Origin of the sequence: Plebeiibacterium sediminum (genome assembly GCF_026013605.1) — a bacterium.
GTDB classification, from domain to species: domain Bacteria; phylum Bacteroidota; class Bacteroidia; order Bacteroidales; family Marinilabiliaceae; genus Saccharicrinis; species Saccharicrinis sediminus.
Genome location: NZ_JAPDPJ010000035.1, coordinates 52,576 through 64,936 on the forward strand (window position 1 = coordinate 52,576; position 12,361 = coordinate 64,936).

Annotated in this window: 13 protein-coding genes; 10 read left to right on the top strand and 3 right to left on the bottom strand. The window is 34.6% G+C overall.

Annotated elements, in window-relative coordinates; translation table 11 throughout:
* Window positions 1-130 precede the first annotated feature (130 nt).
* Complete coding sequence (locus tag OM075_RS14745) at window positions 131-1,738, bottom strand: fumarate hydratase (RefSeq protein WP_301191297.1); 1,608 nt, start codon at window positions 1,736-1,738, stop codon at window positions 131-133.
* A gap of 332 nt (window positions 1,739-2,070) precedes the next feature.
* Window positions 2,071-2,430: a four helix bundle protein gene (locus OM075_RS14750; protein ID WP_301191298.1), complete on the bottom strand. Its 360-nt coding sequence runs from the start codon at window positions 2,428-2,430 to the stop codon at window positions 2,071-2,073.
* A gap of 342 nt (window positions 2,431-2,772) precedes the next feature.
* On the opposite strand from OM075_RS14750, the gene OM075_RS14755 reads away from it, so the two are divergent.
* Window positions 2,773-3,279, top strand: a complete 507-nt coding sequence (locus tag OM075_RS14755) for a UpxY family transcription antiterminator (RefSeq protein ID WP_301191299.1) — start codon at window positions 2,773-2,775, stop codon at window positions 3,277-3,279.
* A gap of 355 nt (window positions 3,280-3,634) precedes the next feature.
* On the opposite strand, the gene OM075_RS14760 is transcribed toward OM075_RS14755, so the two are convergent.
* Window positions 3,635-3,787: a hypothetical protein gene (locus OM075_RS14760; protein ID WP_301191300.1), complete on the bottom strand. Its 153-nt coding sequence runs from the start codon at window positions 3,785-3,787 to the stop codon at window positions 3,635-3,637.
* Window positions 3,788-3,814: 27 nt separating this feature from the next.
* On the opposite strand from OM075_RS14760, the gene OM075_RS14765 reads away from it, so the two are divergent.
* The 9 genes from OM075_RS14765 (at window position 3,815) to OM075_RS14805 (ending at window position 12,071) form a co-directional block, all read left to right on the top strand.
* Entirely contained in the window at window positions 3,815-5,110 is a 1,296-nt protein-coding gene (locus tag OM075_RS14765; RefSeq protein ID WP_301191301.1) for a nucleotide sugar dehydrogenase, read from the top strand.
* A 145-nt stretch (window positions 5,111-5,255) separates the two neighbouring features.
* Window positions 5,256-6,224: an NAD-dependent epimerase/dehydratase family protein gene (locus OM075_RS14770; protein ID WP_301191302.1), complete on the top strand. Its 969-nt coding sequence runs from the start codon at window positions 5,256-5,258 to the stop codon at window positions 6,222-6,224.
* 113 nt (window positions 6,225-6,337) lie between these two features.
* Window positions 6,338-7,771, top strand: a complete 1,434-nt coding sequence (locus tag OM075_RS14775) for a hypothetical protein (RefSeq protein ID WP_301191303.1) — start codon at window positions 6,338-6,340, stop codon at window positions 7,769-7,771.
* Window positions 7,772-8,645: 874 nt separating this feature from the next.
* Window positions 8,646-8,885 carry a hypothetical protein gene (locus OM075_RS14780; RefSeq protein WP_301191304.1) on the top strand — a complete coding sequence of 80 codons (240 nt, stop codon included), beginning with the start codon at window positions 8,646-8,648 and terminating at the stop codon, window positions 8,883-8,885.
* A gap of 61 nt (window positions 8,886-8,946) precedes the next feature.
* Window positions 8,947-9,228, top strand: a complete 282-nt coding sequence (locus OM075_RS14785; protein WP_301191305.1) for a type II toxin-antitoxin system RelE/ParE family toxin — start codon at window positions 8,947-8,949, stop codon at window positions 9,226-9,228.
* 527 nt (window positions 9,229-9,755) lie between these two features.
* Window positions 9,756-10,004 (top strand): hypothetical protein, encoded by a 249-nt coding sequence (locus tag OM075_RS14790; protein ID WP_301191306.1) that lies wholly within the window; start codon window positions 9,756-9,758, stop codon window positions 10,002-10,004.
* The gene (locus OM075_RS14795) at window positions 9,997-10,296 is read left to right on the top strand and encodes a type II toxin-antitoxin system RelE/ParE family toxin (RefSeq protein ID WP_301191307.1); all 300 of its coding nucleotides are present in this window, start codon (window positions 9,997-9,999) and stop codon (window positions 10,294-10,296) included. Before OM075_RS14790 ends, OM075_RS14795 begins: the two co-directional genes overlap by 8 nt.
* A gap of 487 nt (window positions 10,297-10,783) precedes the next feature.
* The gene (locus OM075_RS14800) at window positions 10,784-11,629 is read left to right on the top strand and encodes an ABC transporter permease (protein ID WP_301191308.1); all 846 of its coding nucleotides are present in this window, start codon (window positions 10,784-10,786) and stop codon (window positions 11,627-11,629) included.
* A 43-nt stretch (window positions 11,630-11,672) separates the two neighbouring features.
* The gene (locus OM075_RS14805) at window positions 11,673-12,071 is read left to right on the top strand and encodes a GxxExxY protein (RefSeq protein ID WP_301191309.1); all 399 of its coding nucleotides are present in this window, start codon (window positions 11,673-11,675) and stop codon (window positions 12,069-12,071) included.
* The last annotated feature ends 290 nt before the right edge of the window (window positions 12,072-12,361 follow it).

The window sequence follows — 12,361 nt, forward strand, 5'->3', positions numbered from 1 at the left end:
TTGACTGAAGACTGAAGACTGATGACTGAGAACTGTTGACTGAGAACTGTTGACTGTTGATCATAAAAAAAGCCACACCTTAAAAAAGATGCAGCTTTAAAAATATTCTAATAATAGCTAGTAGCTAAATTTACTTCATATTTGCAAAGAAGTCATTTCCTTTATCATCAACGATAATAAAAGCAGGGAAATTTTCAACACGTATTTTACGTACTGCTTCCATTCCTAACTCTGGGAAATCAACCACTTCTACTGATTTAATATTTGTTTTAGCCAGAATTGCAGCTGGTCCACCAATTGATCCTAAATAGAAACCACCATGCTTTTTACAAGCATCGGTTACTGACTGGTATCTGTTACCTTTAGCAACCATAACCATTGAGCCACCTTTACTTTGGAAAAGATCAACATAAGGATCCATACGACCAGCAGTTGTTGGACCGAAACTTCCTGATGGCATTCCTTCCGGAGTTTTAGCCGGACCAGCATAATAAACCGGGTGATTCTTCATGTATTCAGGCATTTCCTTACCCTCATCCAATAGCTTTTTGATATTTGCGTGTGCAATATCTCTGGCTACAATTAATGTTCCGGATAAGTTTAATCTGGTTTTAATAGGATATTTAGTCAGCTCTTTCAATACATCTTCCATTGGCTGATCCAAATCAATATCAACAGCTGGAGCCAATTCAGGAGCTCTTTCTGGTACAAATCTGGCTGGATTCTTCTCTAATTGCTCAAGGAAAATACCATCTTCTGTAATCTTAGCTTTTACGTTTCTGTCTGCACTACAACTTACGCCTAAACCAACCGGACAAGATGCAGCGTGACGAGGTAAACGAATCACCCTTACATCATGTACAAAATATTTACCACCAAACTGAGCACCAATCTCACTCTCCTGACAAATTTTAAGTACTTTTTCTTCCCACTCTAAATCACGAAAAGCCTGACCTGCATCATTTCCTTCTGTTGGCAGGTGATCCAAATATCCTGCTGAAGCTTTTTTAACCGTAGCTAAAGTTGCTTCTGCCGAAGTACCACCAATTACTAACGCCAAGTGATATGGAGGACAAGCTGATGTACCCAAATCTTTAATTTTCTTTTTAACGAAGTTGGTTAAGTTTTCTTCTGTTAAAAGACTTTTTGTTTCCTGATAAAGGAAAGTCTTATTACCAGAACCTCCTCCTTTTGTTAAAAACAAGAATTCATATTTGTTACCTTGCTCTGCATAAATATCGATTTGAGCAGGAAGGTTATTTCCTGTATTTTTTTCTTCGAACATAGACTGAGCTACCACCTGAGAGTAACGCAAGTTACGTTCGTTGTATGTTTCATAAACACCTTGCGATAAATATTCTGCATCACAAGCACCAGTGTATACATCCTCACCTTTTTTAGCTACCACAATAGCAGTACCTGTATCCTGACAAGTTGGTAAATCACCTTCTGCAGCAACCACCTGGTTCATTAAAATAGTATGAGCCACAAACTTATCGTTATCAGAAGCCTCATTATCATCTAAAATTTTAGCTACCTTTTCAAGGTGTGCCGGACGAAGATAAAATGACACATCAGAAAAAGCTTCTTTTGCTAATAACTTTAATCCTTCCGGATCCACTTTAAGAATTTTTCTGCCATCTACTTCAATTGTAGAAACATAATCCTTAGTCAGCAAACGGTATTCTGTAGTATCCTTTAAGATAGGAAATGGTTTTTGATACTTAAAATCAGACATGACTTATTAATTTATTGATATTTTTTTGAGACACCAAAGATAACAAAGATTACAACCTTACAAGTCCTAATGCCAGGATTAATACAAATGTTATTGAGCAGAAAATTAGTTCTTAGTCGGCAGTCAGCAGTCAGCAGTCAGCAGTCGGCAGTCAACAGTCGGCAGTCAGCAGTAGGCAGTCAACAGTCGGCAGTCAGCAGTCAGCAGTCAGCAGTCGGCAGTAGGCAGTGGGTAGTCAGCAATAGACAGTGAGCAGTAGACAGTAGGCATTTTGAAGTAGGCAGTATGTAGCTGGTATTTAACTGAAGACTGTAGACTGAAGACTGTGAACTTCATTTAAACCGATCTGGTTCTTTCATCATAAAATAAAGTAATCGTCCAACTTCCTCTGACTCTATAATTAATTCTTCGTATTTTACTCTTGTTATGTAATTAAAATTTAATGCAAAATCTAACCAAACCTGAGTTTCCGTATTTTCACTATCAGAATCTGATAACTTGCTAATAAAGTGTTTTGGATATCTTCGTTTACGATATGCTTCTCCAATATTTGCGCAAACTGATCTGGATGATCTTCTTATTTGATCTGTTAACGAATATTTTTCCTCCAAAGGAAATTGCTTTGATAACTCATAAATCTTAATCGCTAAAACAAAAGCCTTTTTATATGCAAGTAAATCTCTAAATCCCATAATTCATGTTTGTTTTTGGTTAAGATATTGAAATTAAACAATTCATATCTCTTAAACAATAGCATTCAACTCAACTTCTATATTACTTTTTGATTATGCACCAAGGCATGAAAACAGCCGACTGAAGACTGAAGACTGATAACTGCCAACTGTTGACCGAGAACTAAACACTGTAGACTGCCGACTGCCGACTGAAGACTGTAGACTGCCGACTGCCGACTGAAGACTGAAGACTGCTGACTGAAGACTGTAGACTGAAAACTGCCAACTTTTTCCCTAAACAAAGCACTCCCGTTGAAAAAAAAAACTATTTTTGTTAAGCCCAAATAAACCGAGAGTATTTTGAAGGAAAACACGACATGTAATTGGTATGCTCTGTACACAAAGTCAAGAGCAGAGAAGAAAGTAGCAGAAGAGTTAAACAAGCTTGGAATAACAAATTACTTACCCATAAAACGAGAACTTCGACAATGGAGCGATCGTAAAAAATGGGTTGAAGTACCTGCTATCAGTTCCTATATATTTATCCACATACCTTTAGATCGATATCGCGACGTATTTCAAGTCAATGGAATTGTTGCATACGTCTCATACAAAGGGAAAGCAGTAACAATCCCAGATCATGAGATGCAAGCCATGAAGCAAACCATCGAAAATAAGATTGCATTTAATGTGGAAGCTACCAACATTAAAAAAGGTGAGGAAGTTATGATTACATCCGGACCATTAAAAGGTATTAAAGGTATTGTTCAGAACGTTCAGGGAACAAAAAAACTATATCTAAACATTTCAAATATAGGTTATACACTTGTTGTAGATCTTGATGATGCCAGTTTAGAAAAAGCGTAATCAATAGTTCACTAATCCTAAATCTTAACTTAAGAAAATGATCAAGTTATTTTTCAAGTAAGAATCTCATTGATTGTAGGATTATGAGCGCTTTAAACAAGTTGCTCTGTAATGTTACGTATTACACTTTATCTAACACTTCATCATTGAATGGACATTAAATATATCTATTCAACAAAATAGGCAATAGCTCATTGTACTTTGCCAATCATCGATAACATCATTCTACTCACCCAATGAAACATGGGACTGAGAGTGGCGAAGCTGTATCATTACCCTTGTAACCATTGACCTTTAATATCATTGACTAATGTCAATCAAGGGTTAAAAGTAATGGTTTAAAAGGCTGAAGGCCTTATACATCATAACTTGGGGTATCACCCCAAGGCTTTGAAGAAATACACATCAGGCTGTAAGTCTGAAATATCAACCATATATTTCTGGCTTTGACTTCGTCGATTTTCAATTCAGTATTTTGATAAGAATAAATCCAACCCTTAATTGGCATGACTAGCATATTTCAACTAACAATTAAATGAATCAGGATATAAAAATTGCAATTATTGGATTAGGTTATGTAGGACTTCCTTTAGCCGTAGCGTTTGCAAAAAAATACCCTACTGTTGGTTTTGATATTAATACAAAAAGAGTTAATGAAATAAATAAGGGTAAGGACCTTACCATGGAGGTTGACCTTGAGGCTTTAAATAATGTTCTTTTCAGTAAAACTGAAAATAGTGGATTATCAGTAACATCAGAAATTCAGGCCATTAAAAAATGTAACTATTATATTGTTACCATTCCAACCCCTATCGACAAAAACAATTATCCTGATCTGACTCCATTAACAATGGCCACTAAAACGGTTGGCGAAGTTTTAAAAAAAAACGACTTTGTCATTTACGAATCAACAGTTTACCCGGGAGCAACTGAAGAAATGTGTATTCCAATCCTGGAAAACAAAAGTGGTTTAACATGTAATGAAGATTTTCATGTAGGCTATTCTCCTGAAAGAGTTAATCCTGGTGACAAACACCATACGCTCACCAAAATTTTAAAAGTAACTTCTGGTTCAACTCCTGAAGCAGCAGAAAAAGTAGACCAGTTGTATCAATCTGTAATTGTTGCCGGAACATACAAAGCACCTTCTATAAAAGTAGCTGAAGCAGCCAAGGTAATTGAAAATTGTCAACGCGATATTAACATAGCTTTTGTAAACGAATTGGCAAAAATTTTTAATACACTAAATATCGATACACATGACGTACTGCAAACAGCCGGCACAAAATGGAACTTTCTTTCTTTTAAACCTGGCTTAGTTGGTGGGCACTGCATTGGTGTAGATCCTTATTACCTTGCTCATAAAGCCCTGGAGTGTGGCCACAACCCTGAAATAATTCTTGCAGGCCGAAGAATGAACGATGGTATGGGTTCATGGATTGCTGCTCAGGTGGTAAAATTAATGATACATAAAAATCAGGCAATTAAAGATAGCAAAGTGCTTTGTTTAGGAATTACATTTAAAGAAAACTGCCCGGATATCAGAAATACCAAGGTTATTGATGTAATTAACGAATTAAAAGATTTTGGTTGCAACGTTGATGTCTTCGATCCATGGGCTCAACCTGAAGATGTATATGATGAATATGGATTTAAAAACATCAATAATCATAGTGAATTAGAAAAAAATACGTATAATGCTATTATATTAGCTGTGGCACACACCAAATTTCAAGATCTTGAGCTTGAAGCTTATGTGAAAAATAAAAATGCGGTGATATATGATATAAAATCAGTATTACCTAAAAATATCGTTGACAATCGTTTATAAATTTCACATCTCACCTCCTGTTCATGAGGAACATCCAAAGAATAAGAGAGAAATGGTTCATAATCCAAAATAAAATAACCAAATTAACAAATCAACGAATAAGCATATAACAAATAACAGTCTGTATAATCAACAACATACAAAAATGGAAAAAATACTAATTACAGGAACAGCAGGTTTTGTAGGCTTTCACCTTACACAGGAGTTAAGCAAATACAACTTTGATATTGTAGGTATCGATACCATCAATGCATATTATGATGTAAACCTGAAATTAGATCGCTTACAACAACTAAAAAGCCTTAGTAATTTCCGTTTTTATACCATGAGCATCTGCGATAAAGATGCTTTGGATGATTTGTTTAAGAAAGAAAAGTTCGATTATGTAATTAACCTTGCCGCACAGGCAGGAGTACGTTACAGCATCGAAAAACCTTATAAATACATCGACAGTAACCTGATTGGTTTCATCAACATACTGGAAGCTTGTCGTAATTACCCTGTAAAGCATTTGATCTATGCCTCTTCCAGTTCGGTTTATGGCAATTCGGATCAGATTCCTTTTTCCACAGAAAACAAAACTGATGAACCGGTTTCTCTATATGCTGCTACCAAAAAAGCTAATGAGGTAATGGCACATAGCTACAGTAACCTATATAAAATTCCAACTTCTGGCTTACGCTTTTTTACGGTATATGGACCTTGGGGACGTCCGGATATGGCTTATTTCTCCTTCACTAAAAACATTATTGAAGGAAATACCATCAAAGTCTTCAATCATGGAAAAATGAAACGTGATTTTACTTTTGTAGATGACATCACTAAGGCCATTAAAGAACTGATTTATGTAATTCCTCAAGGAGAAACGCCTTATGAATTATACAACATCGGAAACCACAACCCTGTAGAATTAGGATACTTTATTGAAACACTGGAAAAATTGATTGGAAAAGAAGCCAATAAAGAATATCTCCCCATGCAAAAAGGAGATGTGGTGGCCACCTATGCCGACACAGAACAACTCCGAAATGCAACAGGTTTCAACCCCAACACTCCTCTTGAAGAAGGGTTGAAAAGGTTTGTAGATTGGTACCGCGAATACTACAATTGTTAATTTGCCTATCTGTTGATTCGCCAATTTGAAAACAAATGAACAAATAGACAGTGAAACGAATGAACAGTAAAACAAATATACGCATCAACTAATAAGCATATAACCACATTACAATGTCCAAACGTAAAAAAACAAATAAACAACCTCAACAACTAAGCCCGGAGAAATATATTCGTCAAAAAGCCCGAACGCTGCCTGTATTGGAGTGTTGGGTAAATGAAGATTGGAATCAAACCAAAATAGCGAATATTACTGTCGCACGTAAACATAGTAATGGAAACATCTCATCGGCGAGTTATTTAGTTGATCTTTATTGCTTAGGAGTAAAGGACACTGGATTTCAGTTTAATATCAGCCCACTTGATTACGAAGAGTTTCTGGAAGAAATGCATAGCGTTTATGAGTTTATTAAAATAGACTACAAACTGGCACATAATATTATTTTTGCAGGATATGAATTTGCGCTGAATATAGACATAAATCCACACGCGGAATTTTCTAAAACAACCATGTACTTCCTCGAAGAGGACAATGATAATGTAGATTTGATTGACATTGAATGTGGACAAAATGGCAAACCTGTCGTTATCAAAAACTCAGACAATTTTAAAGAGGCTAGCATATTATTCAATCGTTTAAGCGAATCATTAGGTTCTGATCAGATCATTCTAAAAGATGAAAGCAGCCCTTTTGATGGTGATCATGAATGGGACGATGATTCAGATGAAAAAGACGATATTTTATACGACTTGATATACGATGATCCCGAAACAGAAAGGGAGATTGACATCAATAATCTCAAGAGACTCCTGAATAAGGAATATAACGACAATGAGGAAGAGGAATCAGGTAAAGATTTGGCCATTATAACAGACCGACTGTTTTACAATTACTTTGGTATTGACCAGGTTGAAGACGCCAGAGATCGCATCTTTGGAATGTTCGATATGGATATCATGGCTACTTTTCCAGAACAACTCATTGGCTTTGATCAGGATAATTCTCCGGAACAACTTGAAAAACTATTAATATGTATTGATGAGATTGAAGAAGCTGAAGATCCGGAAGTTATCAAACAGAAGATTAAAGAATTTCCTGATATTCCTTATTTTAAATACATATTAATTAAAGAACTGGAGTTTAGTGCAACAACAAAAGAGGAAGTTAAGGAGTTATTAACTCAAATCCAATCCTATAGAAAAGAGCATCCCGATTATCGTCTACTTGAAGTTCTCGAGGATAAAGTGATCATGATGAATGAGGGTGAAAGCAAACTAATAAAACCACTCTTAGAAACAGAACAGGAGGATATTCTCTATGCGCTTTATAAGGAACGAGATGCATTGCACCCTATTGAATTTTTTGAAATCATAAATGCCATTGCAGAATACTATATTTCACAACAGGATTTTCTAAATCTCGATGCCCTGCTATACGCTCTGTATGCAGATTTCCCTGATTCAGAAGATCTCTATCATCACCTGAGCATCAAAAACATCTTTATGAAAACACTGCTTTGCTCTTCGGTGTATATGGACAAAGAATAATCTATAAAATAGGGTAACCTCAAAGTACAATAAGAAAAATATATTCAGTAGAAAGGCAGCAGTAGGCAGTAGGCAGTAGGCAGTAGGCAGTAGGCAGTCAACTGAAGACTGAGAACTGAGAACTGAGAACTTAATTCTCCTCGAAGCAAAACACTCCCCTACTTTTAAAGGAGGGGTGGCAGATACGAGGCACGAGTTTCTGACGGGGTGGTTTAAAAAAGTTGATCTGTGAAATTTCGCATTAATTGACTAAGTCGAACATTGTTCCACGGATAAAACAAAATTGCAGAGCAATTAAAATCCTGTCAATCATGTTAATCCTGTCCAGTATAATTGCGAAGCAATATAATCTGATAAATCTGTGGACAAGGTAAACCGCAAAGAACGCTAAGACATTTTCGCAATAAACACTAAGAAAAATATATTCTGTAGACATTCAGCAGTAGACTGATAACTGTAGACTGTTGACTAAAGACTAAAGACTGAGGACTGAGAACTGCGAACTGAAAAAGAACTACTTAGAACAACAAACCTAAACATTGAAAAACTTTAAAGTCAAAAACAACATAAAAACCTATTGTATATAACGAAACAAAACTATTTTTGCACCGTATTTTCCCGGAGAGTCGGTGTTTTTTATGTAATTCACCATGCCGGAGGCGTGCCCATGAGTAAGTGAGCAGAAGGCTGTCAACAGAAGGCTGTGGACAATAGACAATAAGCTATTATCTAAAACTGAAGACTGAAGATTATAAGCTGTTTGCAGATAAATAAACAGATATAAAATCAACACATAATCAATAGTGATAAGAAAAGCTACACAAAACACTTTTGACTAATTTTATGTATCTTAACCAACATTAAATCTATAGTTATGCATACTTTAAAATTAAAGATACACGACAAAGCTTATAAACATTTTATTTGGTTTCTCAGTAAGTTTAGTAAAGATGAAATAGAGATCATTAGGGAAGATGAAACCTATTTTGAAACACAGCAATTCTTACAAAATGAATTAAATGAAATGAATGAAGGTAAAGTCAATTATCTATCAATTGATGATCTGGATTCTTTATTGGAAGATAAAATTAAATCCCATGAAAAGAACTTGTAATCATTTATGATAAAAATTATTTAAGAATTTCATGTGGCAATAAAAATCAGATTTTAAACAGATGAAAATAGTATTTAAGGAATCATTTGTTAGTAGATTAGAGCATCAGGTTGATTTTATTGCATTAGATAGTCCGTCAAGAGCACGTAAATTTAAAAATGAATTAATTAGTAAACTAAAAGGTATTTCTAAAAATCCAAACCTTTGTAGGAAGTCAATATATTTTGAAGATGCTAACATAAGAGATTTCATATTTAAAGGATATACTATTGTTTTTCGTATCAACAATGAGGTTATTGAAGTATTTGGATTTGTAAAATATCAGGAAAAACCTTTATTGTAATCTGTGTAATCTATACAAGGTAAACCGCAAAGAGCTCGAAGATATTTTCACAAAGCACACAAAGCACACCAAGCAAAAAATTCGTGACTATTAGTGCAATTAGTGGACAAAAAACAAAATTGCAGAGCAATTAAAATCCTGTCAATCACGTTAATCCTGTCCAATATAATTGCGTTGCAATATAATCTGTTAAATCTGTGGACTAGGTAGACCGCAAAGAACACTAAGACTTTATCGCAAAGTACACTAAGTAACAAGTTAAAAGTTTAATTAATTCGTGATAATTAGCGGTAATTGACTACGTCGAACGTTGTTTCGATGACCAACACAATATTGCGAAGCAATAAAAATCATGTAAATCCTGTCTAATAAAAAACAGTCAATAGGCTTTCAACAAACTGACAAATCAACAAATTATCATTTTTATTAATCTGTGAATATTCGTGTTAATTCTATGACCAACACAATGTTTCTAAGCAATAGAAAAAGTATCTTTATGAATTACAGTTTAATTTAAATGCTAAGCCATGAATGCAGCCGAACTTAAATTAGAAATATTTAGACAAGTTGATAGATTAGACAAATCAAATCTTGAAGCTATTTACGGAATACTTATGAATTACATTAATAATCAGTATGATATATCTGAATGGAATTCACTATCTGACGAACAACAAAAAGGTATTTATACGGCTATTGATGAATTAGAAAATGGCAGGCATATTTTAAATGAAGATATAATCGAAAAATATAAGAAAAGATACTCCAATGAATAAACAAATAATCTGGTCTCCTTCATCTGAAAAAGATTTTGAAGACATATTGGATTATTTAAGTAGAAAATGGAGTAAAAATGTTGCATACCAATTTATAATAAAAACAGAAATACTGTTAAATCAAATTGCCAACAACCCAAAGCAATTTCCAATAATAAATAAACAGTTAAAAGTTAGAAAGTGTGTATTAACAAAACACAATTCTTTATATTATAAAATTACAACAAATCATATTGAGATTATTAGAATTTATGATACCCGACAAAATCCCAACGATTTAATTTTAAAATAGCTAGGTAAACACCAGGATCAGATTCAATAAAATTGAAGAGTAAAATGAAAACCTGCTAATCTTGTTATTCCAGTCTATTAAAAGTGCGCAGCAATATAATCTGACTTATCTATGTAATCTGTGGACAAGTTAAACCGCAAAGAGCTTGAAGACATTTTCGCAAAGAACACAAAGCAAAAAATAGTACTCAAAAAATTCGTGATTATTAGTGTAATTAGTGGACAAGAAACAAAATTGCAGAGCAATTAAAATCCTGTCAATCATATTAATCTTGTCTAGTATAATTGCGCAGCAATACAATCTGACTTATCTGTGTAATCTGTGGACAAGGTAAACCGCAAAGAGCTCGAAGACATTTTCACAAAGCACACTAAGAAAAAAAATATGCAGTCGGCAGTAAGCAGTAGACAGTCAACAGTATGCAGTCGGCAGTAGACTGTGAACTGAAGACTGAAAACTAGAGACTAAAAATTAGCAAATAAAACAAATGGAAGATTACGACTTAATCATACGCCCCAAACGCCATGCGTTCGACATTAACTTTAAAGAAATATGGGCATACCGCGACTTACTACGCATGTTTGTAAAGCGTGATATCATCACCGTATACAAACAAACTGTACTTGGCCCCATCTGGTTTATTGTGCAACCCATCATGACAACATTAATCTATATCGTTGTATTTGGTAACATTGCAAAAATATCTACCGATGGCGTACCACAACCACTATTTTATTTAGCAGGAATCACCATTTGGAATTACTTTGCAGAAAGCTTTAACACTACAGCTAAAACCTTTACCGAAAATGCCAATATCTTTGGAAAAGTCTATTTCCCTCGATTGATTATGCCATTTGCCAAAGTAACCAGTGGCCTTATCAAATTCGGCATACAGTTTATACTGTTTATGGGTGTATATTCATATTATATTTTCACAGGTAACGCTACTGTAAATCCGAACTGGAATATTGCTTTATTGCCAGTTTACATTATGCTTATGGCAGCATACGGTCTGGGAGCAGGTATCATCTTTACCAGTTTAACCACCAAGTATCGCGATTTAACATTTTTATTGGCTTTTGGTGTACAATTACTCATGTATGCCAGTCCGGTAATTTACCCGGTCAGCACAATTGAAAGCCCTAAATTACAAATGATTGCATTATATAATCCCTTTACCCCTATCCTCGAGGGCTTTAAATACGCCTTCCTTGGAGCAGGACATTTCAGCTGGATGAATTTAATTTACAGTATAGTAGTAGCCATCGTTTTATTGGTTAGCGGCATCGTCATCTTTCATAAAACGGAAAGAAACTTTATTGATACTGTATAGGGTCCACAGATTAAGCAGATTTATCAGATTAATACAAATCAAGATGCCAAATCTATTAAATCATGAATTCCCTCTAAAAAAAGAAACCTATACAATTATTGGGGCTGCAATGGAAGTTCATAAAGAACTTGGCTGTGGTTTCTTAGAGAATGTATATCAGGAAGCTTTTGAGTATGAGTTAAAAACCCAGAGGATTCCATATAAAAGAGAAGAAAAACTAGAGATAAAATACAAAGGCCTGACACTTACAAAACACTATTATGCAGACTTCATATGTTATGATAGTGTTATTATTGAACTAAAAGCACTTTCTGAATTATCAGGTGAGCATGAATCACAGGTGCTTAATTATTTAAAAGCAACAAAGAACAAAGTAGGTTTATTAATAAATTTTGGCGAAAAAAGTCTCAAATATAAACGACTTATTTCTCCTTTTGTATAATTCATAGAAAATCAGTTAAGCTAATTTTAATCCGTTTAATCGGCTTAATCTGTGGACAGAAAAACTACGCAAGTAGTTCCAATTCGCATCCATTAGCGTAATTTGAGGACGAAAAAAAAATTGCATAGCAATAATCATCCGTTTAATCCGCTTAATCCGTGGACTAAAACAAACTACGCAAGCAGTTCCAATTCACATCCATTAGCGTAATTAGCGAACGAAAAAAAATTGCGCAGCAATCATTATCCGTTTAATCCGCTTAATCCGTGGACTAAAACAAACTACGCAAG

Excerpts from the sequence above, each read along its gene's own strand:
- OM075_RS14785 (WP_301191305.1), top strand. The coding sequence starts at position 8,947 with ATGAAAATAGTATTTAAGGAATCATTTGTTAGTAGATTAGAGCATCAG.
- OM075_RS14780 (WP_301191304.1), top strand. The coding sequence starts at position 8,646 with ATGCATACTTTAAAATTAAAGATACACGACAAAGCTTATAAACATTTT.
- OM075_RS14795 (WP_301191307.1), top strand. The coding sequence starts at position 9,997 with ATGAATAAACAAATAATCTGGTCTCCTTCATCTGAAAAAGATTTTGAA.
- OM075_RS14765 (WP_301191301.1), top strand. The coding sequence starts at position 3,815 with ATGAATCAGGATATAAAAATTGCAATTATTGGATTAGGTTATGTAGGA.
- OM075_RS14790 (WP_301191306.1), top strand. The coding sequence starts at position 9,756 with ATGAATGCAGCCGAACTTAAATTAGAAATATTTAGACAAGTTGATAGA.
- OM075_RS14770 (WP_301191302.1), top strand. The coding sequence starts at position 5,256 with ATGGAAAAAATACTAATTACAGGAACAGCAGGTTTTGTAGGCTTTCAC.
- OM075_RS14760 (WP_301191300.1), bottom strand. The coding sequence starts at position 3,787 with ATGCCAATTAAGGGTTGGATTTATTCTTATCAAAATACTGAATTGAAA.
- OM075_RS14805 (WP_301191309.1), top strand. The coding sequence starts at position 11,673 with ATGCCAAATCTATTAAATCATGAATTCCCTCTAAAAAAAGAAACCTAT.
- OM075_RS14800 (WP_301191308.1), top strand. The coding sequence starts at position 10,784 with ATGGAAGATTACGACTTAATCATACGCCCCAAACGCCATGCGTTCGAC.
- OM075_RS14775 (WP_301191303.1), top strand. The coding sequence starts at position 6,338 with ATGTCCAAACGTAAAAAAACAAATAAACAACCTCAACAACTAAGCCCG.
- OM075_RS14745 (WP_301191297.1), bottom strand. The coding sequence starts at position 1,738 with ATGTCTGATTTTAAGTATCAAAAACCATTTCCTATCTTAAAGGATACT.
- OM075_RS14750 (WP_301191298.1), bottom strand. The coding sequence starts at position 2,430 with ATGGGATTTAGAGATTTACTTGCATATAAAAAGGCTTTTGTTTTAGCG.